At 72.6% G+C, this 24453-nt stretch carries 18 protein-coding genes and 1 pseudogene; 12 read left to right on the forward strand and 7 right to left on the reverse strand.

Annotated features, from left to right (window positions below):
- The first annotated feature begins 39 nt into the window (after nt 1-39).
- Nucleotides 40-1827: an IucA/IucC family protein gene (locus tag B073_RS0111525; protein WP_018538248.1), complete on the forward strand. Its 1788-nt coding sequence runs from the start codon at nt 40-42 to the stop codon at nt 1825-1827.
- Between the two features lie 61 nt (nt 1828-1888).
- Complete coding sequence (locus tag B073_RS0111530; RefSeq protein ID WP_018538249.1) at nt 1889-3880, forward strand: ATP-dependent DNA helicase; 1992 nt, start codon at nt 1889-1891, stop codon at nt 3878-3880.
- Nucleotides 3881-4052: 172 nt separating this feature from the next.
- Here B073_RS0111530 and lexA read toward each other — a convergent pair whose 3' ends face one another.
- Nucleotides 4053-4850, reverse strand: a complete 798-nt coding sequence (lexA, locus tag B073_RS0111535) for a transcriptional repressor LexA (RefSeq protein WP_026247276.1) — start codon at nt 4848-4850, stop codon at nt 4053-4055.
- Between the two features lie 606 nt (nt 4851-5456).
- On the opposite strand from lexA, the gene nrdR reads away from it, so the two are divergent.
- Both nrdR and B073_RS0111545 read left to right on the forward strand, forming a co-directional pair.
- Nucleotides 5457-5984, forward strand: a complete 528-nt coding sequence (gene nrdR, locus B073_RS0111540) for a transcriptional regulator NrdR (protein ID WP_018538251.1) — start codon at nt 5457-5459, stop codon at nt 5982-5984.
- A 124-nt stretch (nt 5985-6108) separates the two neighbouring features.
- Nucleotides 6109-8991 (forward strand): vitamin B12-dependent ribonucleotide reductase, encoded by a 2883-nt coding sequence (locus B073_RS0111545; protein WP_018538252.1) that lies wholly within the window; start codon nt 6109-6111, stop codon nt 8989-8991.
- A 162-nt stretch (nt 8992-9153) separates the two neighbouring features.
- On the opposite strand, the gene B073_RS0111550 is transcribed toward B073_RS0111545, so the two are convergent.
- Both B073_RS0111550 and B073_RS0111555 read right to left on the reverse strand, forming a co-directional pair.
- Nucleotides 9154-10002: an alpha/beta fold hydrolase gene (locus tag B073_RS0111550; protein WP_018538253.1), complete on the reverse strand. Its 849-nt coding sequence runs from the start codon at nt 10000-10002 to the stop codon at nt 9154-9156.
- Nucleotides 10003-10235: 233 nt separating this feature from the next.
- Nucleotides 10236-11549: an MFS transporter gene (locus B073_RS0111555; protein WP_018538254.1), complete on the reverse strand. Its 1314-nt coding sequence runs from the start codon at nt 11547-11549 to the stop codon at nt 10236-10238.
- Between the two features lie 146 nt (nt 11550-11695).
- Between B073_RS0111555 and B073_RS0111560 the strand changes: the two genes are divergently transcribed.
- On the forward strand, nt 11696-12274 hold the full coding sequence (locus B073_RS0111560) for a CGNR zinc finger domain-containing protein (RefSeq protein WP_051093986.1): 579 nt from the start codon (nt 11696-11698) through the stop codon (nt 12272-12274).
- An 83-nt stretch (nt 12275-12357) separates the two neighbouring features.
- Here B073_RS0111560 and B073_RS0111565 read toward each other — a convergent pair whose 3' ends face one another.
- Together B073_RS0111565 and B073_RS0111570 are read right to left on the reverse strand one after the other, a co-directional pair.
- On the reverse strand, nt 12358-12879 hold the full coding sequence (locus B073_RS0111565) for a TerD family protein (protein WP_018538256.1): 522 nt from the start codon (nt 12877-12879) through the stop codon (nt 12358-12360).
- A gap of 330 nt (nt 12880-13209) precedes the next feature.
- Entirely contained in the window at nt 13210-13797 is a 588-nt protein-coding gene (locus B073_RS0111570; protein WP_026247278.1) for a TetR/AcrR family transcriptional regulator, read from the reverse strand.
- A 184-nt stretch (nt 13798-13981) separates the two neighbouring features.
- Between B073_RS0111570 and B073_RS0111575 the strand changes: the two genes are divergently transcribed.
- Both B073_RS0111575 and B073_RS0111580 read left to right on the forward strand, forming a co-directional pair.
- Nucleotides 13982-15394, forward strand: a complete 1413-nt coding sequence (locus tag B073_RS0111575) for an amidase (protein ID WP_018538258.1) — start codon at nt 13982-13984, stop codon at nt 15392-15394.
- A gap of 68 nt (nt 15395-15462) precedes the next feature.
- On the forward strand, nt 15463-16068 hold the full coding sequence (locus tag B073_RS0111580) for a YdbC family protein (RefSeq protein ID WP_026247279.1): 606 nt from the start codon (nt 15463-15465) through the stop codon (nt 16066-16068).
- Nucleotides 16069-16077: 9 nt separating this feature from the next.
- On the opposite strand, the gene B073_RS0111585 is transcribed toward B073_RS0111580, so the two are convergent.
- The gene (locus B073_RS0111585; protein WP_018538260.1) at nt 16078-16788 is read right to left on the reverse strand and encodes a TetR-like C-terminal domain-containing protein; all 711 of its coding nucleotides are present in this window, start codon (nt 16786-16788) and stop codon (nt 16078-16080) included.
- A 222-nt stretch (nt 16789-17010) separates the two neighbouring features.
- Between B073_RS0111585 and B073_RS0111590 the strand changes: the two genes are divergently transcribed.
- From B073_RS0111590 to B073_RS0111605, 4 genes are all read left to right on the forward strand, one after another.
- The gene (locus B073_RS0111590) at nt 17011-17670 is read left to right on the forward strand and encodes a histidine phosphatase family protein (RefSeq protein ID WP_018538261.1); all 660 of its coding nucleotides are present in this window, start codon (nt 17011-17013) and stop codon (nt 17668-17670) included.
- Nucleotides 17671-17681: 11 nt separating this feature from the next.
- Complete coding sequence (locus B073_RS0111595; RefSeq protein WP_026247280.1) at nt 17682-18587, forward strand: ADP-ribosylglycohydrolase family protein; 906 nt, start codon at nt 17682-17684, stop codon at nt 18585-18587.
- A gap of 242 nt (nt 18588-18829) precedes the next feature.
- On the forward strand, nt 18830-19531 hold the full coding sequence (locus B073_RS0111600; protein ID WP_018538263.1) for a ribonuclease HII: 702 nt from the start codon (nt 18830-18832) through the stop codon (nt 19529-19531).
- 66 nt (nt 19532-19597) lie between these two features.
- Nucleotides 19598-20248: a hypothetical protein gene (locus B073_RS0111605; RefSeq protein WP_026247281.1), complete on the forward strand. Its 651-nt coding sequence runs from the start codon at nt 19598-19600 to the stop codon at nt 20246-20248.
- 486 nt (nt 20249-20734) lie between these two features.
- Here the strand turns inward: B073_RS0111605 and B073_RS47755 are convergent.
- Nucleotides 20735-21310 (reverse strand): annotated as a pseudogene (locus B073_RS47755) (hypothetical protein); the annotation flags it as partial.
- A gap of 512 nt (nt 21311-21822) precedes the next feature.
- Between B073_RS47755 and B073_RS0111615 the strand changes: the two are divergent.
- Entirely contained in the window at nt 21823-23982 is a 2160-nt protein-coding gene (locus tag B073_RS0111615; RefSeq protein WP_018538266.1) for a RecQ family ATP-dependent DNA helicase, read from the forward strand.
- Nucleotides 23983-24453: the final 471 nt, after the last annotated feature.

Here is a 24453-nt window from a genome sequence, read left to right on the forward strand (position 1 = left end):
CGGGCCGGTCCCGTCCCGAGGAGTCCCACCTTGTCTCCTGTGTCCCGTCCCACCGCCCCCGCCGCGCCCGGCCGGATCCCGTCGGACGACGCCTGGCGGCGCGCCGCCCGCCGGCTCTTCGCCAAGACCCTCGCGGAGTTCTCCTACGAGGAGATCCTCACCCCCGAACCCGACGGCACCGCCCCGGACGGCACGCCCCGCTACCGCCTGCCCGTCACCGACGACCTCACCTACCGCTTCACCGCCCGCAGAAGCGCCTACGGGCACTGGCGCATCGACCCGCACTCGATCACCCCGCACGCCGATCCGCTGCGCTTCCTCACTCACGCCCACGACACCGTCCTCGGCCTGTCCGGCGACACCACCGGCCACCTCATCCGCGAACTGACCGCCACCCTCGCCGCCGACACCCGCCTGGACGCCACCGCGCTCAGCGCCGCCGACCTCGCCGACCTCGACTACGCCGCCCTCGAAGGCCACCAGACCGGCCACCCCTGGCTCGTCGCCAACAAGGGCCGGCTCGGCTTCTCCGCCACCGACGCCGAGACCTGGGCGCCCGAGGCCCGCGCCCCGCAGCCGCTGCCCTGGCTCGCCGCGCACCGCCGCATCGCCCACTACCGTGGCGTTCCCGCCCTGGCCACCCCCGATCTCCTCTACGGCGAGGAGCTCGCCCCCGCCACCCGGCACACCTTCGCCCGCACCCTCACCGACGCCGGCCGCGACCCGGCCGACTACCTCTACCTCCCCGTGCATCCCTGGCAGTGGGACGAGACCATCGCCCCGCTCTTCGCCCCGCAACTCGCCGACGGATCCCTCATCCCGCTGCCCACCGACAACGACCTCCGGCTCCCGCAGCAGTCGATCCGCACCTTCCTCAACCTCACCCGCCCCCGGGCGCGGACCGTCAAGCTGCCGCTGTCCATCCTCAACACCCTGGTCTGGCGCGGCCTGCCCACCGAGCGCACCCTCGCCGCCCCCGCCGTCACCGCCTGGGTGCACGGCCTGCGCGACGGCGATACGTATCTGCGCGACGAGACCCGGGTGATCCTCCTCGGCGAGACCGCCTCGGTCACCGTCGAGCACCCCCTCTACGACCGGCTGCCCGGGGTTCCGTACCAGTACAAGGAACTGCTCGGCTGCATCTGGCGCGAGCCGCTCGCCGCCCACCTGGAGGCGGGGGAGCGCGCCCGCACCCTGGCGTCCCTGCTGCAGACCGACCCCGCCGGCCGCGCCCTGACCGCGGAACTGGTGCACCGCTCCGGCCTGCCCCCACGGGCCTGGCTGGCCCGGCTGTTCGCCGCGCTGCTGCCGCCCCTGCTGCACTTCCTCTACCAGTACGGCACGGTCTTCTCCCCGCACGGCGAGAACGCCATCGTCGTCTTCGACGAGCACGACGTCCCCACCCGCCTGGCCATGAAGGACTTCGTCGACGACGTCAACACCAGCGACCAGCCGCTGCCCGAGCACGACGCCATGCCGGGCGACGTCCGGGCGGTGCTGCTCACCGAACCGCCCTCCTTCCTCACCCAGTTCATCCACTCCGGCCTCTTCGTCGGGGTCTTCCGCTATCTGGCGCCGCTCTGCGAGGACCAACTCGGCGTTCCCGAGGACGAGTTCTGGTCACTCGTCCGGGCGGAGATCCTGCGCCACCACGAGCGCTTCCCGCACCTCAAGGAGCGGCAGGAGACCTTCGACCTGCTCACCCCGGAGATCGAGCGGCTGTGCCTGAACCGCAACCGACTGCATGTGGACGGTTACCGCGACCGCCGCGACCGCCCGCACGCCGCCGTCCACGGCACCGTCCCCAACCCCCTGTACGCACCGTGACCGGGATACCCCGCGGGACCGGCCCGCGCTGTCAGCGGTCCCGCGTAGGCTTGCAAGCGCTATGACGAAGCCCTCTCTCCCCGATCTGCTCCATGCCGCCGTCTCCGCCGTCGGCGGCACCGAGCGGCCCGGCCAGGTGGCCATGGCCGAGGCCGTCGCCGAGGCCGTGGACGACCAGGCCCATCTGCTGGTGCAGGCCGGCACCGGCACCGGAAAGTCCCTCGGCTATCTGGTGCCGGCGCTGGCCCACGGCGAGCGAGTGGTGGTCGCCACGGCCACCCTCGCCCTCCAGCGCCAGCTCGTCGAGCGCGATCTGCCGCGGACGGTCGAGGCGCTGCATCCGCAGCTCCGCCGCCGCCCGGATTTCGCGATGCTCAAGGGCCGTTCCAACTACCTCTGCCTGCACCGCCTCCACGAGGGCGCCCCCCAGGACGAGGAGGAGGGCCTCTTCGACGTCTTCGAGCAGGCGGCGCCGACCAGCAAGCTCGGCAAGGACCTGCTGCGACTGCGGGACTGGGCGGACGAGACCGAGACCGGCGACCGCGACGATCTGACCCCCGGCGTCTCGGACCGCGCCTGGGGCCAGGTCTCGGTCTCCTCCCGGGAGTGCCTGGGCGCGTCGAAGTGCGCGTACGGCGCGGAGTGCTTCGCCGAGGCGGCCCGGGAACGGTCCAAGCTCGCCGATGTGGTGATCACCAACCACGCGCTGCTGGCGATCGACGCCATCGAGGGCGCCCCCGTCCTGCCGCAGCACGAGGTCCTGATCATCGACGAGGCCCATGAGCTGGTCTCCCGGGTGACGGGCGTGGCCACCGGCGAGCTCACCCCCGGCCAGGTCAACCGCGCGGTGCGCCGCGCCGCCAAGCTGGTCGACGAGAAGGTCGCCGACCAGCTCCAGACCGCCGCCGAGACCTTCGAGCGCCTGATGGAGCTGGCGCTCCCGGGCCGCCTGGAGGAGATCCCCGAGGACCTCGGCTACTGCCTGATGGCGCTGCGGGACGCGGCCCGCACGGTGATCAGTGCGCTCGGCTCGACCCGCGACAAGTCCGTCCAGGACGAGGACGCCGTCCGCAAGCAGGCCCTGGCCTCGGTGGAGACCGTCCACGACGTCGCCGAGCGGATCGCGGGCGGCTCCGAGTACGACGTCGTCTGGTACGAGCGCCATGAGCACCGCGGCGGAGGTGCGTACCGGCCCAGCGGTGCGTCGCTGCGGGTGGCGCCGCTGTCGGTCTCCGGGCTGCTGCGGGAGAAGCTCTTCACCGACCGCTCCGTGGTGCTGACCTCCGCCACCCTCAAGCTGGGCGGTGACTTCAACGGCGTGGCCGCCTCGCTGGGCCTGGGCCCGGAGGGCACCGCGACCGAGGACGAGCCGGTGTGGAAGGGCCTGGACGTCGGCTCACCCTTCGACTACGGCAAGCAGGGCATCCTCTACGTCGCCAAGCACCTCGCCCAGCCGGGCCGGGAGGGCAGCCGCGACGACATGCTCGACGAACTGGCGGAGTTGATCGAGGCGGCCGGCGGGCGGACGCTGGGGCTGTTCTCGTCGATGCGGGGCGCGCAGGCGGCGGCGGAGGCGATGCGCGGCCGGCTGGACATGCCGGTCCTGCTCCAGGGCGAGGAGACCCTCGGCGAGCTGATCCGGACGTTCGCCGCGGACGCCCGGACGTGCCTGTTCGGCACGCTCTCGCTCTGGCAGGGCGTGGACGTCCCGGGTCCCAACTGCCAGCTGGTGGTGATGGACCGGGTGCCGTTCCCGCGGCCGGACGACCCGCTGATGAGCGCCCGGCAGAAGGCGGTGGAGGAGGCCGGCGGCAATGGCTTCATGGCGGTCGCGGCGACGCATGCCGCGCTGCTGATGGCCCAGGGCGCGGGCCGTCTGGTCCGGGCCACCGGCGACCGCGGTGTGGTGGCGGTGCTGGACCCGCGCGTGGAGCGGGCCCGCTACGGCTCCTTCCTCCGCAAGTCCATGCCGGACTTCTGGTACACGACCGACCGCAACCAGGTCCGCAGGTCGTTGGCGGCGATCGATGCCGCGGCGAAGGCGCAGGAGTAGCCGACCCGGGTCTGTACCGCCACCCTCAGGCTTGTACCGCAACCATCAATGGAGCAACCCCCACCGAACAGCACCCCGTCCGCGAGAGCGGCGCCGGCTTAGGCGCAAAACAGAGCCCCGGGACGGAACCGGCGCAGTGGTTCCGTCCCGGGGCCCGGTCGTGAGGGCGGGGTCAGACCCGGCGGAGCACCGCCACCACCTTGCCCAGGATGGTCGCGTCGTCGCCCGGGATCGGCTGGTACGCGGCGTTGTGCGGCAGCAGCCAGACGTGGCCGTCCTCGCGCTTGAAGCGCTTGACGGTCGCCTCGCCGTCGAGCATGGCGGCGACGATGTCGCCGTTCTCCGCGACCGGTTGACGGCGGACGGTGACCCAGTCGCCGTCGCAGATCGCCGCCTCGATCATGGAGTCGCCGACGACCTTCAGCACGAACAGCTCGCCGTCGCCGACCAGCTGCCGGGGGAGCGGGAAGACGTCCTCGACGGACTCCTCGGCCAGGATCGGGCCGCCGGCCGCGATCCGGCCGACCAGCGGGACGTAGGACGCGGCGGGCTTGCCGGCGGTCTCGGTCGCCGTGCTCGTCGGCTGGTCCGAGGCGCGGACCTCGTACGCCCGCGGGCGGTGCGGGTCGCGCCGGAGGAAGCCCTTGCGCTCCAGTGCCATCAGCTGGTGGGCGACGGAGGACGTGCTGGAGAGGCCGACCGCCTGGCCGATCTCCCGCATGGACGGTGGATATCCGCGCCGCTGCACGGAATCCCGGATCACTTCGATCACCCGGCGCTGGCGGTCGGTGAGGCCGGAACTGTCGGCGCGAATACCCGGGGGGCGTCCCGGCAGCGAACGAGTCGGCTTGTGCTCTTCGGAGTCCGACGTGGTCTCGTCCATCGGCCGCGATGCCCTTTGCGGTTGCTCGAATCGGCTCGGGGAGTGGCTTTGTGCGGTGATGGTCGCGCTGTCTGCGGTGGTGGTCACGTCGGCCCCTCTCGAAATGTTCTCCCTAGTTAGCCAACGGTAGTTGCTTTCGAAAGGTTGCGCCAAACACACGTTCGAGTGAAAAATTCCGCGATTGGCTGACCTGATCAAGCAGTGCGGTGTATGGCCGAATGGCAATTCGGGCCTCCGGGACGTCCTGCCCGGGATTCCCGTCCGGATTGCTGTCCGGAATGCCGGTCGGCTCCCGTCCCGAAAAGCGGCGAACGGTACCGCGGCGGGCAGTCCGCCGCGGCGCCGCCGATTCTGTCATCCCGCCCCTGTTGTCCCCGCGCCGGGTGGCTTCCCGTACGCTTCTGGGCGGTCCGCCGGCCCGGCCGGTGCTCGGCCTCCGCCCCCGGACGACGGCGCTGCGCGCCGGCCCCCCGTGGCGACACGCGGTAGGCAGATATAAGCACCCCGACACCACATCTAGTGCTTAGATGCGGTCGGCCGCCTACAAGTTGTGGTGCCGGGTCCGTCGGGCCCCACGGATCGCCTATGCTTGTGGCTGCTCCGAAGGGCCCGTACGGACCGGCCGGAGGTTCCGTCACCGTACGCCGGTTCCGTCGGCGTGCGTCCGTTTTCGAGGGTGAGGAGGGTGGAGCCATGCACTGCCCCTTCTGCAGGCACCCGGACAGCCGGGTCGTCGACAGCCGCACCACGGACGACGGGACGGCGATCCGCCGGCGCCGCCAGTGCCCCGACTGCTCCCGCCGTTTCACCACCGTCGAAACGGCCTCGCTCATGGTGATCAAGCGGAGCGGGGTCACCGAGCCCTTCAGCCGCACCAAGGTCATCGCGGGGGTGCGCAAGGCGTGCCAGGGGCGCCCGGTCACCGAGGACGCCCTCGCCAAGCTCGGCCAGCGGGTCGAGGAGGCGGTGCGCGCCACCGGCAGCGCGGAGCTGACCACCCACGACGTCGGGCTCGCCATACTGGGCCCGCTGCAGGAACTCGACCTCGTCGCGTACCTGCGCTTCGCGTCCGTCTACCGGGCGTTCGACTCACTCGAGGACTTCGAGGCGGCCATCGCCGAGCTGCGGGAGCAGCGCGAGCAGGGGCCGCCCGCGCACGGCGGGGCCGACGAGGAGGCCGGCGAGCCGGCCGTTCCCGTGCCCGCCACCGCTGCCGACTAGAGCTCGGCGAGCATCCAGACCTGAGCCGGGACGAGAGCAGGGCGTCCCGACTCCGGAAAGACATACACCGTGCCACGGAATTTGTGGGCACATATGGGCGTTTGCCCGTATACAGGGAGGCGGAATGACAGAGACGACGAGCGGCCCGGCACGCGGCTCCCGCGCCAAGGGCAGCAAGGCGAGCAAGGGTCTGCGCATCGAGCGCATCCACACCACCCCCGGCGTGCATCCGTACGACGAGGTCGAGTGGGCGCGCCGTGACGTCGTCATGACCAACTGGCGCGACGGCTCGGTCAACTTCGAGCAGCGTGGCGTCGAGTTCCCCGAGTTCTGGTCGGTGAACGCGGTCAACATCGTCACGAGCAAGTACTTCCGTGGTGCGGTGGGCTCCCCGGCCCGCGAGTCGAGCCTCAAGCAGCTCATCGACCGCGTGGTCAAGACGTACCGCAAGGGCGGCGAGGAGAACGGTTACTTCGCCTCCCCGGCCGACGCCGAGATCTTCGAGCACGAGCTGGCCTACGCCCTGCTCCACCAGGTCTTCAGCTTCAACTCCCCGGTGTGGTTCAACGTCGGCACCCAGCAGCCGCAGCAGGTCAGCGCCTGCTTCATCCTCTCCGTGGACGACTCCATGGAGTCGATCCTGGACTGGTACAAGGAAGAGGGGATGATCTTCAAGGGCGGCTCCGGCGCCGGCCTGAACCTCTCCCGTATCCGCTCCTCCAAGGAGCTGCTCTCCTCCGGTGGCAACGCCTCCGGCCCGGTCTCCTTCATGCGCGGCGCCGACGCCTCCGCCGGCACCATCAAGTCCGGCGGCGCCACCCGCCGCGCGGCCAAGATGGTCGTCCTGGACGTCGACCACCCCGACGTCGAGGCGTTCATCGAGACCAAGGTCAAGGAAGAGGAGAAGATCCGCGCGCTGCGCGACGCGGGCTTCGACATGGACCTGGGCGGCGACGACATCACGTCCGTCCAGTACCAGAACGCCAACAACTCGGTCCGCGTGAACGACGAGTTCATGAAGGCCGTCGAGTCCGGCTCGAAGTTCGGCCTGCGCGGCCGGCTGAACGGCGAGGTCATCGAAGAGGTCGACGCCAAGGGCCTGTTCCGCAAGATGGCCGAGGCCGCCTGGGCCTGCGCCGACCCCGGCATCCAGTACGACGACACCATCAACCACTGGCACACCTCGCCGGAGTCCGGCCGCATCACCGCGTCCAACCCGTGCAGCGAGTACATGCACCTGGACAACTCCTCGTGCAACCTCGCCTCGCTCAACCTCCTGAAGTTCCTCCGCGACGACGACCTGGGCAACCAGTCCTTCGACGCCGCGCGGTTCGCCAAGGTCGTCGAGCTGGTCATCACGGCGATGGACATCTCCATCTGCTTCGCGGACTTCCCGACCCAGAAGATCGGCGAGACCACCCGCGCCTTCCGTCAGCTGGGCATCGGCTACGCCAACCTCGGCGCACTGCTGATGGCCACCGGCCACGCCTACGACTCCGACGGCGGCCGCGCGCTGGCCGGTGCCATCACCTCGCTGATGACCGGCACCTCCTACAAGCGCTCCGCCGAGCTGGCCGCGATCGTCGGCCCGTACGACGGCTACGCCCGCAACGCCGACGCCCACAAGCGCGTCATGAAGCAGCACGCCGACGCCAACGGCGTGGCCAAGCGCATGGACGACCTGGACACCCCGGTCTGGGCCGCGGCCACCGAGGCGTGGCAGGACGTGCTCCACCTCGGCGAGAAGAACGGCTTCCGCAACGCCCAGGCGTCCGTGCTGGCCCCGACCGGCACCATCGGCCTGATGATGGACTGCGACACCACCGGTGTGGAGCCGGACCTGGCGCTGGTCAAGTTCAAGAAGCTGGTCGGCGGCGGCTCCATGCAGATCGTGAACAACACGGTCCCCAAGGCGCTCAAGCGGCTCGGCTACCAGCCCGAGCAGGTCGAGGCGATCGTCGCCCACATCGCCGACCACGGCAACGTGATCGACGCCCCCGGCCTCAAGCCCGAGCACTACGAGGTCTTCGACTGCGCCATGGGCGAGCGCTCCATCTCCCCGATGGGCCACGTCCGGATGATGGCGGCCGCCCAGCCGTTCCTCTCCGGTGCCATCTCCAAGACGGTCAACGTCCCGGAGTCGGCCTCCGTCGAGGACATCGAGGACGTCTACTTCCAGGGCTGGAAGCTCGGCCTGAAGGCGCTCGCGATCTACCGCGACAACTGCAAGGTCGGCCAGCCCCTCTCCGCCAAGAAGAAGGAAGCGGAGAAGAAGGCCGAGGCCGAGCCGGCCGCGGAGAAGAAGGTGGTCGAGTACCGCCCGGTCCGCAAGCGCCTGCCCAAGGGCCGTCCCGGCATCACCACCTCCTTCACGGTCGGCGGCGCCGAGGGCTATATGACCGCCAACTCCTACCCGGACGACGGTCTCGGCGAGGTCTTCCTGAAGATGTCCAAGCAGGGCTCGACCCTCGCGGGCATGATGGACGCCTTCTCCATCGCGGTGTCGGTCGGCCTCCAGTACGGCGTGCCGCTGGAGACCTACGTCTCGAAGTTCGTCAATATGCGCTTCGAGCCGGCCGGTATGACCGACGACCCGGACGTGCGGATGGCGCAGTCGATCGTCGACTACATCTTCCGCCGCCTGGCGCTGGACTTCCTGCCGTTCGAGACCCGCTCGGCACTGGGCATCCACTCCGTCGAGGAGCGCCAGCGCCACCTGGAGACCGGTTCGTACGAGCTGCCCGACGACGAGGTCGACGTGGAGGGCCTGGCCCAGTCCGCGCCGCGGCAGATCGAGCCGCGGCAGGAGTCCGCGCCGACGGCCAAGGTCGTCGAGGAGACCGCGGCACCGGCCCCCAAGCAGGCGCACACCAACGCCGAGCTGGTCGAGATGCAGCTGGGCATCAACGCCGACGCCCCGCTCTGCTTCTCCTGCGGCACCAAGATGCAGCGGGCCGGCAGCTGCTACCTCTGCGAGGGCTGCGGCTCGACCAGCGGGTGCAGCTGAGCCGGTCGGCCCTGGGGCGCCGAGGGGCGTCGGTCGGTGATCGGGCGGCGGGCCTGAGCTGACCGGGGCGTCCGACGGGGACGACCAGGACGGACCTGGCGATCAGAGCGGTGGAGACGGGGAGACCCGGCTCCACCGCTCTGGCGTGTGGGGGCCCGCTCGTCAGCCGGGCTGGGGGAGGAAATCCATGAGGGTCCGGGTGAAGCGCTCCGGGTCGTCGAGCCAGGGGAAGTGGCCGGCGCCCGGTTGGACGGTCAGCGTGGCGCCGGGAAGCAGTGCGGCGATCTCCGCGGCCACCCGGGGCAGCGGCCCGCTGTCCCGCTCGCCCGTGAGGAGCAGCACCGGCGCGTCCAGTGAGGCCAGCGCGGCCCGCGACGCCGCCGGGTCGAAGGCGTCGGCGGTCGCGTACCGCTCCGCGGCCTCCTCGTTGGTCTGGGGGACCTCGGACGCGGCGTGCTCCTGGGTTGCCGCGTCCCAACGGCCGTAGAAGAACGGGCCGATGGCGTCCCAGTCCGCATCGGTGGCGGTGCCGGCCCAGACCGCCTCGTAGGAGCGGTACGCGTCCGGGAACCATGGTTCGGCGGACCGCAGCGCCGCCGCTTCCCGGCGATGCGCTTCGGTGAAGTCGATGCCCAGGGCCCGGGCCCGGGCGGTGACCAGGGTGAGACTGCGGATCCGCCGCGGGAACCGGGTCGCGTAGAGCAGGGCGAGATCGCCGGCGGCGGAGTGCGCGAGAAGATCGATGCGTTCGAGCCCGAGGTGCGCGCGCAGCGCCTCGACGTCGTCCACCTGCCGGTCGCAGCGGTAGCTCGCCGGGTCGGCGGGAATGCCGGATTCACCGGTGCCGCGCAGATCGAGCCGGATCAATTGGCGGTGGTCCGCCATACCGCCGAGATCGCCGAGGTAGGCGGAGGCACGCATGGGGCCGCCGGGAAGGCAGAGCAGCGGCGTGCCTTTTCCGGCGAGGTGATAGGCGAGCACGGTCCCGTCGGACGCGGTGAGAACAGGCATGGGCGTAATCCTTGGCGGGGGCGAACCGTGGGGCAAGTGGTTATGCCAGGGGCATAGGGGGCTGGGGGAATGGTGAATCGTGTTGTGGGGGTGGGGAGTTGGGGGTGTTGAGGTGCCGGGGTATTGGGGTGTTGACAGAAATTCGGGGCCGGTCGTGATCGGGGCGGGGGATTGTGGTGAGGTGCTGCTGCTGTTGTCGCCGTCCTGCCTGTCCCCTTTCTCTCTTTCTCGCTTTATCTCCTTCTCGTCATCTCCTTCCTGTCGCCCGTCGGCCTCTCTGGCGCGTTGTCCCAGGGCGCGGATCCAGGGTTGCGGCCTGAGGGGGAGTGGGGCGTCGGGGTGGGCCGTCCGCCCGGGGCCAGCAGCAGGGCGTGGAGCAGCGCGGCGGCGAACTGGAGGGTGGCGATCCCCAGCAGCAGCGCGGGTGGCGGGAGGGTGGCGGCGAGTCCGGTGAGCCCGGCTCCGCAGGCCGCTGCCGTGATCTTCAAGCCGGCGCCCAGGGTGAAGACCTGGGCTCGTACGTCAGCCGGGGCGTGGTCGGCCCGGATCCGTAGCGTCGCGGTCAGCAGCGGGCCGTCGCAGAGTCCGGCGAGCACGAACAGCGCCATGACGGCCGCCGGCCAGGGGACGAGCGCGGCGCCGGCGAGGGCCACCCCAGTGCCCAACAGGGCGGCGGTGGCCATCAGTTGCGCCGGCGCACCGGACTGCCGACGAGCCATCGCCAGCGACCCGGCGAGTGCCCCGGCGGCGAACGCGGTCATCAGGACGCCGCCGCTGCCCGGGTGCCCCCGGTGGGCGGCGAGCAGCACCGTGGTGGTGGTCAGCCCACCGATCCCGACGAACGCCAGACAGGTGGCCGCGGTGATCGCTCGTAGTTCCCGGACGCGGAGTACGGCGGACAGCCCCGCCGCCGGACCCGAGCGCGACGCGTCCGGGGCGGGCTCGCGGCGAGGCGGACGGGCGTCGGACGGCCGGTTCCCGGGGAACAGCCCCAGGGCCAGTCCGGCGGCGACCATCGCCGCACCGGCGAGCAGGGCCGTCGCCGGCCCCGGCGCCCACAGCCCGGCGACCATGCTGACGACGGCCGGCCCGGTCACGGACGCGGCGTTGTAGACCGCGGCGTCCAGCGCGTAGGCGCGGTCGCGGGGCGGTCCCGCGGGGGTCAGCGCGGCGATCATCCCCGACAGGCCACCGGAGACCACCGGGCCGCAGCTGCCGCCGATGACGGCTACGGCCGACGTCACGGGGGCAGGGGCCCGTCCGGTGAGCAGCGCCAGCGCCGCGATGGCCGCGGCGAAGCCGCCCAGCGCCGCCATGTGGAAGAGCCGGGGGCGCCGTGTCCGCCCGGCGAGGGTGCCCACCAGGGGAGCGGCGAGGACGTGCGGCGCCATCCATGCGGTGAGGACGAACGCCCCCTGGGCGGCGCTGCCCGTGCGGTCGAGTGCCAGCAGCACGACCGCCACGGCCATGCCCTCCTCGGCCAACCGGGCGAGCAGGGCGACGGCCAGATAGCGCGGTAATCGGGCGCGATGGTGATCGGTGTGCACGGCCGGTCTTTTCCTTTCCCAGGTCTCCGTAACGGCTTACTGTAATAAGCCGTTACGGAGACGGGGCGGTCCCGGATCGCAGTGGAGTGGGCTTGACCGGGGTCAAGTACCGCGCGCGAGACGGGAGATGGGGGATGGTGACAGGGATGGGGAGTGGCAACGCGGCCGGCGGTGGCATCGCACCGCACGGTTTTCGACCCGCGGAGTGGATGATCGATCTCGCCAATGCCGTCCGTGCGGCCCCCGAGTTGCCGCGCGAGGCTCTCGTGGCGCTTCTCGGCCGGCATGGGGAGAGCGCTGACGACCTCACCGAGGAGGCGTTCTCGGAGCGCGATGCCGACGAACTGCGCGGCGCCGCGGCCCGGATCGCCGGTCTGCTCACCGTAACCGACACCGATCGAGCCGCCCATGCCCTCAATGAGCTGATGGCCGCCTGCGGGGCCCGGCCGCGGCTGTCCCGGCACGGCGGTCATCCCTGGCATCTGCACGTCGACCGTGGTGACGACGCAGGTTGGGGCGACTGGTTCCTGGCCTCCAGTGCGCTGGCGCTGGCCCAGATCCTGACCGAGTGCGGTCGCGTTCCTTGGGGCGAGTGCGCGGCCTCCGGCTGCATCACCCTGTATCTGGGGACCGGTCCGGGGAGTGCCCGTCGCTACTGTTCGACGGCCTGTGCCACCCGGGAGCGGGTCGCGGCCCACCGGCGTCGTATGAAGGTGGGCGGGTGACGGCGCGACGGTCCGGTCGAACGCCGAAGGGGAGGCGGTTCGTTACCGCCTCCCCTCCCGTTTGCCGTCGACCGCCTCGGGCTTCAGGCGCCCATCAGCCTGGCGAATCCCTCCGGGTCGGTGTCGAACCCGCGCAGTACGGGTTGGAACCGCCATTCGCCCGACGCGTCGCGCGTGAACTCGGCGACCGCCGCGGCCGTCGCCTCCGGCACCCCGGCGAAGTCGTTCCGCGCCAGCTTGGTGTACCCCTCGCGCACCTCGATGAGGGTGTTCGCCACCTCGCAGAAGACCTTGCGGCCGTGTGCCTGCTGGATCACCACACCCACCACGACGCGGGAGTAGTGCTCCGACAGGCGCTCCAGCTCCAGGGTCATGACTTCGTCGTCACCGAATCCCTGGCCGGTGCGGCTGTCGCGGTTGAGGGTGATGGTCCCGTCCGGCGATCGGCTGTCGAAGTGCACCAGATAGGCCGGCTCGCCGTGCGGTGCGTCCGCCGTGTATGTCGCCGCGATGAGGTCCAGGTCGATGTCCGGCTCACCGATGGGGCTGGGGTCCCATCCGAGCGCCACCACGACCTTTTCGATCCCCTTGTTGAACGTGCTCACCGGGTCCCCTTCCGTCAGCTCCCGTGGCCCAGCCCGTCCGCGCGTTTGCGGGCAACTCCCCGGGATTTCCCCGTGTTCGACCATCGTGCCACGTGGCGGTGGACGCGGGCCCGGTAAGACCGGCGCGCTCCGCGGGCGTTGACGCGCTCGCTGCAAAGCCGTCTTTGTCGTCGGTGCAATGTGTCTCGGCGCCTCGGTGCAATGAGATGTATTGCGCCGGGCACGAGGGGCCGATGTGCTGAGCGCGCTCTCGTCCTGCCGCTTTCGTCTTGCTGTTTCCGTCAACTTCGGTCGATCCGCAGCTCGGTGCGCTTCCCGTTCTGTGGGGCGTCACCCTGTGGCTTCGCCCCACAGGTGTGTGAGGTGGTCGTCGAGGACGTCCAGTGCCTCGGTGGGGGAGAGGTGGCCGATCAGGACGTGGGTGGTGAGGCCGTCGGCGAGGGCGAGGAGGGCGCGGGCGGCGCGCTGGGGGGCGGCGGTCTCGGTGGCCCCGGCGATCAACCGGGCGAACAGGTCCTGGAGTTCGGTGTAACTGGCGCGCAGGATGGCGGCCAGGCGCGGGGTGACCGCGGCCTGGGCGACGAAGGCCAGCCAGACGCGTGCCTCGGCACGCCGCTGCTCGTGCAGGAGTGCGACCTCGGTTGCCGCATGCCCGAGCGTCGTGCGGGCCGACTGGGCGGGCGAGGAGGTCAGTTGGGTCGTCACACGGGCGGTGATCTGCTCACCGATGTGGGTGAGTGCGAAGACCAGCATCTCCTCCTTGGTGCGGAAGCAGCGCTGAACGGCCCCCATGGACACCTCGGCGCGGGCCGCGACGTCCCTGAGGGTCACGCCCTCCAGGCCGCTCTCGTCGGCGAGTCGGCACACGGCGTCGGCGATCTGCCGGCGCCGGCTTTCGTGGTCCACCTGTCTGGGCATCCGGGCACCCCGCTCTTTCCGATGCGTTCGTATCGGTTGCTAGGGTACGATGACGGCGTAGCGATGCGCATGCATCGGAACGTCGGGTCGTGGTGGCGGCGGTCGGCCGGTGCCGGTGGTCGACGACGGTGCGGCGACGTCGTGATGACGACGTGACGACGACGAACGGTGAGGTCTGACGGAGATGCGCGATGCGCTGTGGAAGATGCCGGCCCGCGCCCAGGCGGCGGCGGTGCGTGCCGGGGAGGTGACCGCGGCGGAGCTGGTGGAGGCTCATCTGGCGCGGATCGACGAGGTCAATCCGACGGTGAACGCCGTCACCCAGCTGCTCGCCGATCGGGCGCGGGCGGCCGCCGCGGAGACCGACCGCAGACGTGCCGCGGGCGTCGCGCTGGGCCCGTTGGCCGGTGTGCCGTTCACGGTCAAGGAGACCACCGCCATCGAGGGCGTGCCGACGACCTTCGGGGTCGAGCGGTTCCGCGACCTCGTGGCCCGGGCCGATGCGCCCCCGGTGGCCCGGTTGCGCGCCGCCGGCGCCGTCCCCATCGGGCACAGCAACATGCCGACGATGATCCTCGCCGGGGTGCACACCCGCAGCGCGCTGTACGGGGACACCGTCAACCCGTGGAACCCCGAAGTCACCCCGGGCGGTAGCAGTGGCGGTGACGGCGCGGCGGTGGCCACCGGGATGGCCCCGTTGGGCCTGGGCAACGACTCCGGGGGGTCGGTGCGCATCCCGGCGTCCTTCTGTGGTGTCGCGGGGTTGAAGCCGACCTACGGGAGGTTCGCCGCCGACCACCGCATCGGGCCGGACGATCCCTCCTTCGCCGCCCAGGTCCTCGTCACCGACGGACCGCTGGCCCGTACGGTCGACGATCTGCGACTGGCCTACGAGGTGCTCGCCGGGGCCGACCCGCGCGACCCGAGGGCGGTACCGGTGCCCCTGTACGGCGAGCCGTTGCCGCGTCCCCTCAAGGTGGCGGTGGTGGCCGACCCGGGCGGCCGCGGTGTCCACCCGGTCGTCCGCGCGGCGGTCGAGAGCGCCGCGGACGCCCTCCGGGACGCCGGCTACGAGGTGTGCGAGGGGATGGACGTCCCGCGGCTGGACGACGCGGTGGAGGTGTACGGGCGCCTCACCCGGAGCGAGTTCGCCACCACCTGGCCGAGGGTCAAGCCGCTGCTCGGCGAGGGCGGGCACCGCTACATCGAGCTGGGGATGGGCGATGCCGCCCCCGCGGAGCTGCCGGAGTACCTGCGGCTGACCGGCGCGCGGCTCGGTGTCCAACGCGACTGGGCGGCGTTCCTGGACGCCTGGCCGCTGGTGCTGGCGCCGGTGTTCACCGAGCCGCCGTTCCCGCCGGGGGAGGAGTCACGGGACGCGGAGAGCCATCGGCGGGTGCAGAACGCCATGCGGCTGTGCACCGCGACCAGCTTCGTGGGAGTGCCTGCGGTGGCGGTGCCGACGGGGGTGGTGGACGGGCTCCCCTACGGCGTGCAGTTGATCGGTCGCGCCTACCGGGAGGACCTGTGTCTGGCGGCCGCAGAAGAGGTGGAGCGTCGCCTGGGCGTACCGACGCCCATCGATCCGCTCCCGTAAGGGAGTTCGGGGCGGCGGGAAGCCGGCGTCCAGCCGTACCCGTGGCCACCGGGCCGTACGATGGCGCGGTGCTGGTCAAGTGGATTCGCCTTACCGTCGTGGACCGCCGAGGGTTCGAACGGGGGCAGCGCAAATGGGCCGGGCTCCTGGGGGAGCCCGGTTTCCGCGGACAGGCCGGGGGCTGGAGCCGGTCCCGGCCCGGCGTGGCGCACTTGATCGGCTTCTGGGAGAGCCGGGCCTTCTACGACTCCTTCATGGCGCGCTCGCACGACCGGCTGGCGGCCGCCCAGAGCGGCACTTACAAGGACCCGCAAGTCCGGCTGTTCGAGCACGAATTCGACGTGAAGGTGGGCTTCCGGCCGGCCTTCGGGGACGCGGACGTGCTGCGGCTGGCGCACTGCCAGGTGCGCCCGGAGCGGGTGGAGCACTTCGTGCTCATGCAGGAGAAGGTCTGGAATCCGGCGATGGCCGGTTCGCCCGGGATGCTGCGGGGGATGGTGGGCCGCGCGCCGGGCGAGGAGTTCCTGGTCCTGTCGATGTGGCAGTCGGCGGCCGAGCGCGGCAAGTACCGCCCGGAGCGGGTGGAGCGGCTGGCGCTGCGGGCCCAGATAGCCGCGGACGTCCAGGCGATCGCGGGCGACGTGGTGCAGCTCGAACCCTCCTGGACGGTGTGAGCGCCGGGCTCAGTCCGCCCGCTCCGGGCGGCCCGCCGCGGCGCCGGCCGGCCGGCCGCGGGTGAAGACACCCGCGCGGGCCGCGGCCAGTGCCGCCGCCGCAGCCTGGTCGGCGAGCTCGTCGTCGATCGGCTCACGGGTGACGAAGAGCCGGCAGAGCAGCGGTGCGGGCGCGGCCCGGACCAGCGCCCCGGCATCGATGCCGGTCTCCGGGCCGGCCGCCAGCTCGCCGCGCCGCACGGCGCGTTCGACGATGGCCTCGCAGCGCGCGAACCGCTCGGCGTAGTAGGCGCGCAGTGCCGCGGCCGCCCGCTCCGACCGGAAGCCGGCCGCGATCATCGCGGAGCCGGAAGCGGCCGCCGCGGCTCCCGTGAACGAGCTGACGACCTCCCGGGCGAGGGCGCGCAGATCGCCCTCCAGCGACCCGGTGTCCGGCGGCCGCCAGCTGTCCTCGCCCGCCAGGTCCAGGGCGTCGGCCACCAGGCCCTCCACGTCCCCCCAGCGGCGGTAGAGGGTCGTCTTGTGCACCCCGGAGTGCTCGGCGACGTACTCGACGGTCAGCCCGGGGTAGCCGAGTTCGGTGAGGCCGGCCAGCACGGCGTCGCGGACGGCGGCCCGGGTGCGGGCCGTGCGTCCGCCGGGGCGCCGGGTGCCGGGCGTGGGAGGGGACGCGGGATCGTCGGTCCCGGCCGGCTGCTTCTTCTCGGCCTCACCAGTCACTTGCTGCTCCGGCTGCGTCGGGGGAGGGTTGCGGCATCCTCATTGTAATGCAACGGGAGTTGCGTTTGATGGTCGGCGGTGTTGCTCCTCGACGGGCGCCCGGTTCTCGTCGCCTGTCGCCCCGTCCGTCCTCGTCGCCTGTATAAGCGGTGGCGCGGCCCCGTCCACCAGGCGCTCCCGCCGTGCACGGCATGTACAGGGCAGGCGTTTTACGCTGGCCGCATGGCGCGGCCCCGACGCATCGTCCTGCTCCGCCACGGCGAGTCCGTGGGGAACGTCGACGACACCGTCTACGAGCGCGAGCCGGACCACGCGCTCGCCCTGACGCGGGCCGGGCAGCGCCAGGCAGAGGAGGCCGGGCGCGCGCTGCGGGAGATGTTCGGCCGCGAACGGATCTCCGCCTATGTCTCGCCGTACCGCCGCACCCACCAGACCTTCCGGAGCCTCGGCCTGGACGCGGGCCGGGTCCGGGTCCGGGAGGAGCCCCGGCTCCGCGAGCAGGACTGGGGGAACTGGCAGGACCGCGACGACGTACGGCGCCAGAAGGCGTACCGCGACGCCTACGGCCACTTCTTCTACCGCTTCGCGCAGGGCGAGTCCGGTGCCGACGTCTACGACCGGGTGGGGGCCTTCCTGGAGAGCCTCTGGCGCAGCTTCGAGGACCCCCGCCACCCGCCCAACGTCCTGATCGTGACGCACGGGCTCACCATGCGGCTGTTCTGCATGCGGTGGTTCCACTGGACGGTCGCCGACTTCGAGTCGCTGTCCAACCCGGGCAACGCCGAGTGGCGCAGCCTGCTCCTCGGCCCGGACGGCCGCTACACCCTCGACCGGCCTTTCGACCGCTGGTGTGAACCCCGGTCTTATGGCGTCACCGGTTAAAGTGCACAGCGATGACGACCCCTGACCCTCGTGACGCGGACCGCCGTACGCGGGCTCTGGCGAGCCTGCGCGGCCTCTCCGTGGGCGACGCCCTCGGATCGCAGTTCTTCGTCCCCGCCCACCACCCCCACCTCAGGCGGCGCGAGCTGCCGCCCGGGCCCTGGCGGTGGACCGACGACACCGAGATGGCCTGCTCCGTCCTCAGCGTCCTCAGTACCCATCACCGCGTCGACCAGGACGCCCTGGCCCGCTCCTTCGCCGACCGCCACGACGACACCCGCGACTACGGCCCCGCCGTCGACCGCCTCCTCCGGCAGATCCGCGCCGGCGGCGACTGGCGCGAACTGTCCGCCGCGCTCTTCAACGGCCACGGCTCCTGGGGCAACGGCGCCGCCATGCGCATCGCGCCCCTCGGCGCCTGGTATGCCGACGACCCCGAGCAGGCCACCCACCAGGCGGAGATCTCCGCCTACCCCACCCACCAGCACCGCGAAGCCGTCGTCGGCGCCATGGCCGTGGCCGCCGCGGCCGCCCTGGCCGCCGACCCGGTCCGCACCCCCGGCCCCCGGGAGCTGATCGACGGTGTGCTGGCCCTGATCCCGCGCAGCGCCGTACAGGCCGGCCTGCGCCGGGCCCGCGACATGCTCGACTACGCCGATCCCGGTACGGTCGCCGCCGTCCTCGGCTGCGGCCGCCGCACCACGGCCCACGACACCGTGCCGTTCACCCTCTGGGCCGCGGCACGCAACCTCGGCGACTTCGAGGGGGCGTTCTGGACCACCGTCCGGGCCGGCGGCGACGTCGACACCACCTGCGGCATCGTCGGCGGCATCGTCGCCGCGGCCCCCGGTGGCACCCCGCCCCACGAATGGCTCGCCCGTACCGAGCCGCTCCCCACCTGGGCGCCCACGCACTGACCGGCCACCCCGGAACCGCTCCCTCCGCACCGCCCGCCCCACCGCCTCCAGGCACAACGGGCCGCGCCCACCGGCGACTTCACGTCCCGTAAGCGCCCTCCCCGGGCCCGTCCGCGCCCCTCCGCCCGGCCTTAGGCGGTCGCCCCGGACCGCCGCGCCCGGCCCTCCGCCGGCGCCCGCGCACGCAAGGTCCGGATCCGATGCGGACGACGGCGCCGAATAGGCGTAATCTGGCTGGCGCCATGCCGTACGAGCCTCCCACCCATACCGTCGAGCGATCACTGCGCGCCACCACGGGCGCCCGGATCGTCGCAGGGATCGACGAGGTCGGGCGCGGAGCCTGGGCCGGCCCCGTCAGCGTCTGCGCCGCCATCACCGGTCTGCGCCGACCACCGGACGGACTCACCGATTCCAAGCTGCTGACCCCCAAGCGCCGCGTCGAACTCTGCGAGGCGCTGTCCACCTGGGTCACCTCGTACGCCCTGGGGCACTCCTCCCCGGAGGAGATCGACACCCTGGGCATGACCGCGGCACTGCGGCTCGCCGCCGTACGCGCCCTGGAGGCGCTTCCGGTCCGGCCGGACGCGGTCATCCTCGACGGCAAGCACGACTACCTGGGCGCGCCGTGGCGGGTCCGTACGGTCATCAAGGGCGACCAGTCCTGTGTCGCGGTCGCCGCGGCGTCCGTGATCGCCAAGGTGCGACGGGACACCATGATGGCCGAAATCGGCCTGGAGTACGCCGACTTCGACTTCGCGGCCAACGCCGGCTACCCCTCGCCGACCCACCGCACCGCCCTGGAGGAGCACGGTCCCACGCCGTACCACCGGGTGTCGTGGTCCTACATGGACGCCCTGCCCCGGTGGCGGCACCTCAAGAAGGTGCGCGTCACCCCCGAAGCAGCCGCTCTGGAGGCCGGTGGCCAACTCGGCTTCGACTTCTGAGCGGAGCGGGCAGGAATTCGGTACCCACTGACATGTCCCGCACCTACGTTTGATAGACATCCCTTTATGCCTCTCATCCCCGAGGAGCCTCAGATTCACGAGAGTGTCCCGGGTCCCCGCGCAACTCCGGCCGCCGGCCGCACCGCGTCGACCCCCCGTCCCGTCCCTGGTCCCGGTCCCCGCCCCGCGCCGCCGCGCGGTGCCCCCGTGTCCAGTGCCCGTCCGGGCAAGCCCGGACCCGCCGCTCCGTCCCGAGGGCCCGTCCCGGCCCCGCCGGCGCAGCGCACCGGCTCCCCGCAGCCTCCGGTCGCCACGACCGGTGGTGCCGCGGGCGCCCAGCTCCAGCTGATCCCGGCACCCGCCGACGGAGCGATCGACGCCGCCGACGAGGCCGTCGACCTGCTCCTGGACACCGGCCGTGCGCCGGGCGAGATCCTGGTGCTGACCACCGGCGAGAACCACCCGTGGGCGGCCCACGAACTGTCCTTCGGCGAGACGTCCTACTGGGCCCAGCACGACGCCCGTGACGATGTGTTCTACGCGGACGCCGGCGCCGAACGCCTCGGCGCACGGCCTGTCGTGGTCGTCGCCGTGAACGGCGGCGACGACGAGACCACCGCACGGGCGCTGCCCGCGGCCATGGCCCGTGCCGGGGCGCTGCTGATCGTCTGCGGCGACCCGCAGCGGATCAACGCCGTGCTCGGCGCGAACGCCTGACCGACGCCGGTCCGGCACGGCCCGCCGGCCCTCATGGCCGAGCGGGCCCGTTCGCGCGCCCGCATACGGGGCGACGGCCCGCACCCGGCGCGGTCAGCGTGCCGCCCGGTGGCGCCGCGCTTCCGCCGCCGCGCCGGCGGGGCGCCGGGGCAGGCCCTGGTCGCCGTGCCGCGGCTGCTGCTCGTCCGGCGATGCGTGCCACGCCGGCGGGATGCGCTGCGGAGCCGCCGGGTCCGGACCTGGCGGCCGGTCCGGCCGGACGGCCCGGCCCTCCGCGGCCCGCGGGTCCGTCGGGGGCGCCGTTCCGTCCGGCGCGAGGCCGTCGGGGGCGGGCAATCCGCCTGCGGCATCCGTGACTTCGGCCGTCGCGGTCCCGGTGGAGCCGGCGGTGTCGCCTGTCCCGTTGGTGCCGGTGGTACCGCCCGTCCTGGTGGTGCCGGTGGTCATCGCGGGCGTGTCATGGCGCGGGTCCGATCGCGCCTCATGACGGGGCTCCGATCGCGCCGCGTCCGGCCCGCGGTCCGGCCGTCCGGGCGGGGCCGCCCTGGGGCGCCGTCCGCCCCGTCCTTCGCCCAGTACCTGCCAGCGGTCCCGGGTCAGCGCGATGAACGCGCCGCACCGGAGGCCGTGCAGGGTGCAGGCGTCGCGCAGGCCCCACATCCACGCCCCGTCCGCCTCCGTCCAGCGCGGGTCGCCCTCCCGGCAGTGCAACAGGACCGCCGTGCGCACCGGGACGCGCAGCCGCAGATCGTGCGGGATGATCCGGCGCAGCTGCGTCAGCAGCGCATTGCGGTACTCCCAGCCGTCGGGAGCCGCTGCCGGGCCCGTGAACGACGCGCTGGCGACGATCCGCTCCCGAGGGTCCAGCACGGCCACGACCACCGCCGACGGCCCCGGAAGATGACGGTCGTGCAGATCGGCGACGACCTCACGGGGATCGCGCAGCAGCGGGATTCCGGCCGACGCCCACTCCGCGAGCTCCAACAACCGCCCCGGACGGGCCGCGGAGCCGTCCGCATCGGGTGATGCATCCTGCGGGGGCCGGGCGAATCCGAAGGTCATCGTCCTCCCTTCGTCTACGCGTCCGTGCTGCGGGCCAAGGCCGGGCGCTCCGGCGCACCACGGCATGACCCCGCCGGGCCGCGAACGGCCGGATACCGGGAAGCACTTCCCATTCTCGCGGTTCGTACAGGCATGCGGCAATCAGCAATTCCCCGCCCGCGGCCGGAAACACCCGGTGCGCTGCCGTTATCCCTGCCCGCCGCGACCGCCTCCGATACCCGGGTGCGCCCCTCCCTTCGCTTCCCTTCGCTCCCGTTCCCGCCGTCGGCGACGGGTCGCCCTGGGGGCGGGACCGGTGGGGACATCCCGTGGGCGCCCAACGCCCGCCCGGTGGCCGCCGGTTCGGCCGCGGCGGATTCCTGGCCGCGCAGGGGCGCCGGCCGGGGCGGGGCGCGGACGAGCGCTCGGGCCCGGCCGCACCCGGTCGGCGAGTGACCCGCGAACCGTTCGCGAGCGCGGGGTCACGCTGAGTGAGTTGGCTGATTGTCAGTGGCATCCGGTTGCATGGAGGCATGGACGAACGGGAGCTGCGCGCCGAAGCCGATGCCATCCTCGCCGAGCTGGTCGGTGACCCGGGGGGCGCGGCGCGGCTGCGGGAGGACCAGTGGCAGGCGGTGTCGGCCCTGGTGGAGGAGCGCCGGCGCGCCCTGGTGGTGCAGCGCACCGGCTGGGGCAAGTCGGCGGTGTACTTCGTCGCCACCGCGCTGCTGCGCCGCCGCGGCGCCGGCCCCACGGTGATCGTCTCGCCGCTGCTGGCACTGATGCGCAACCAGGTCGAGGCCGCCGAGCGGGCCGGTATCCGGGCGCGCACCATCAACTCCGCCAACCCTGAGGAGTGGGGCGCCATCCACGAGGAGGTCGAGCGCGGCGGGACCGACGTCCTCCTCGTCAGCCCGGAGCGCCTCAATTCCGTGGACTTCCGCGATCAGCTGCTGCCCCGGCTCGCCGCGACCACCGGCCTGCTGGTGGTCGACGAGGCACACTGCATCTCCGACTGGGGCCACGACTTCCGCCCGGACTACCGCCGGCTGCGGGCCATGCTCGCCGACCTCCGGCCCGGCGTGCCCGTGCTGGCCACCACCGCGACCGCCAACGCACGGGTCACCGCGGACGTCGCCGAGCAGCTCGGCACCGGCGCCGGCGAGGCCCTGGTGCTGCGCGGACCGCTGGAGCGGGAGAGCCTGCGGCTGGGTGTGGTCCGGTTGCCGGACGCCGCGCACCGCCTGGCCTGGCTCGCCGAGCACCTGGACGAGCTGCCGGGCTCCGGGATCATCTACGCCCTCACGGTGTCCGCCGCCGAGGAGGCCACCGCCTATCTGCGGCAGCGCGGCTTCCCGGTGGCCTCGTACACCGGCCGCACGGAGAACGCCGACCGGCTGCAGGCCGAGGAGGACCTGCTCGCCAACCGCGTCAAGGCGCTGGTGGCGACGTCCGCGCTGGGCATGGGGTTCGACAAGCCGGACCTGGGCTTCGTGCTGCATCTCGGCGCCCCGTCCTCGCCGATCGCCTACTACCAGCAGGTCGGCCGGGCCGGCCGCGGGGTGGCCCACGCCGAGGTACTGCTGCTGCCGGGCGCGGAGGACGAGGCCATCTGGCGCTATTTCGCCGACACCGCCTTCCCGCCCGAGGCACAGGTCCGGCAGACGCTCGCCGCCCTGGCCGACGCGGGCCGCCCGCTGTCCGTGCCGGCCCTGGAGGCGGTGGTGGACCTCCGGCGCAGCCGCCTGGAGACGATGCTCAAGGTGCTGGACGTCGACGGCGCGGTCAAGCGTGTGAAGGGCGGCTGGACGGCCACCGGCGCCGAGTGGGTCTACGACGCCGAACGCTACGCCTGGGTGGCCCGGCAGCGTGCGGCCGAGCAGCAGGCCATGCGCGACTATGTGCGCACGTCCCGGTGCCGGATGGAGTTCCTGCGCCGGCAGCTGGACGACGAGGGGGCCGCGCCGTGCGGCCGCTGCGACAACTGCGCGGGCCCGTGGGCCGATTCCGCGGTCTCGGCGGAGACGCTGACGGCGGCGGAGAAGGAGCTGGATCGGCCCGGGACGGAGATCGAACCGCGCCGGATGTGGCCGACGGGGATGCCGGCACTGGGCATCGAGCTCAAGGGCCGTATTCCCGCCGCCGAGCAGTGCGCCACCGGCCGCGCCCTGGGCCGGCTCTCGGACATCGGCTGGGGCAACCGGCTGCGCCCGCTACTGGCGGAGAACGCCCCCGACGGCCCCGTCCCCGACGACGTCCTGCGGGCCGCCGTCGCCGTCCTCGCCGACTGGGCACGCTCCCCGGGAGGCTGGGCGCCGAACGTCCAGGACGCCACCGCCCGCCCGGCCGGAGTCGTCGCCGTACCGTCGCTGGCCCGCCCGCAGCTGGTCGGCTCGCTCGCCCAGGGCATCGCGACCGTCGGCCGCCTCCCCTTCCTCGGCACCCTGGCGTACGGCGGGCCGGGCGGCGCGCACGCGGCGCGCCGCAGCAACTCCGCCCAGCGACTCCGGGCGCTCTCCGGCGCCTTCACCGTCCCCGAGGAGCTGGCGGACGCCCTCCGGAACACCCCGGGCCCCGTATTGCTCGTGGACGACTACACCGACTCCGGCTGGACCCTTGCCGTCGCCGCTCGCCTGCTCCGCCGGGCGGGCAGCGAACGGGTCCTCCCCCTGGTCCTCGCCGCGGCGGGCTGACGGCGCTCGCGGCTCGACCGGCTCCCACCGGACGCCGAACGGGAAGCCTCCAGGGGGCCGACGAGGAGAAGCTCTCCCGCGTCGGGGAACTTCCCCTGTGCGCCTGTTGGTTGAAGGCCACCGCGGCATGCACTGCCGCGGCCGGCTGGTGCCTGGCCCTCCCCGAACACCCTTACGCCGCGCGCCGGGCTCTGGAATACTCCAGCGGAATGTGAGGAGCGGCACTTGTGAGGAACGGCGCCGTTGATGTGCGGTGGAATTCCTGAACAGGGGCGCAGACCACGGCGAAAGAAAAGCGACCGGCCCTGAATCCACCACCGCCACCGAGCGTTACCCCGATGTGACGTACACCGGCCCCTTCCGTATACGGGCCACGGCGCACCGGGTACGCGTATCAGCCCCACGAGGCGTGAAAGACGCCCTCGCCCGCTCGCGTTGCGCGGAGCATTCGCTTACGGATTTGGAGCGAAG

Source organism: Streptomyces sp. MspMP-M5 (assembly GCF_000373585.1).
Classification (GTDB): domain Bacteria; phylum Actinomycetota; class Actinomycetes; order Streptomycetales; family Streptomycetaceae; genus Streptomyces.

What these genes read in the sequence shown, in the direction of transcription:
- B073_RS0111530 (WP_018538249.1), top strand. Translation starts at nt 1,889, where the DNA reads ATGACGAAGCCCTCTCTCCCCGATCTGCTCCATGCCGCCGTCTCCGCC.
- nrdR (WP_018538251.1), top strand. Translation starts at nt 5,457, where the DNA reads ATGCACTGCCCCTTCTGCAGGCACCCGGACAGCCGGGTCGTCGACAGC.
- B073_RS0111545 (WP_018538252.1), top strand. Translation starts at nt 6,109, where the DNA reads ATGACAGAGACGACGAGCGGCCCGGCACGCGGCTCCCGCGCCAAGGGC.
- B073_RS0111550 (WP_018538253.1), bottom strand. Translation starts at nt 10,002, where the DNA reads ATGCCTGTTCTCACCGCGTCCGACGGGACCGTGCTCGCCTATCACCTC.
- B073_RS0111560 (WP_051093986.1), top strand. Translation starts at nt 11,696, where the DNA reads ATGGGGAGTGGCAACGCGGCCGGCGGTGGCATCGCACCGCACGGTTTT.
- B073_RS0111570 (WP_026247278.1), bottom strand. Translation starts at nt 13,797, where the DNA reads ATGCCCAGACAGGTGGACCACGAAAGCCGGCGCCGGCAGATCGCCGAC.
- B073_RS0111575 (WP_018538258.1), top strand. Translation starts at nt 13,982, where the DNA reads ATGCGCGATGCGCTGTGGAAGATGCCGGCCCGCGCCCAGGCGGCGGCG.
- B073_RS0111590 (WP_018538261.1), top strand. Translation starts at nt 17,011, where the DNA reads ATGGCGCGGCCCCGACGCATCGTCCTGCTCCGCCACGGCGAGTCCGTG.
- B073_RS0111595 (WP_026247280.1), top strand. Translation starts at nt 17,682, where the DNA reads ATGACGACCCCTGACCCTCGTGACGCGGACCGCCGTACGCGGGCTCTG.
- B073_RS0111600 (WP_018538263.1), top strand. Translation starts at nt 18,830, where the DNA reads ATGCCGTACGAGCCTCCCACCCATACCGTCGAGCGATCACTGCGCGCC.
- B073_RS0111605 (WP_026247281.1), top strand. Translation starts at nt 19,598, where the DNA reads ATGCCTCTCATCCCCGAGGAGCCTCAGATTCACGAGAGTGTCCCGGGT.
- B073_RS0111615 (WP_018538266.1), top strand. Translation starts at nt 21,823, where the DNA reads ATGGACGAACGGGAGCTGCGCGCCGAAGCCGATGCCATCCTCGCCGAG.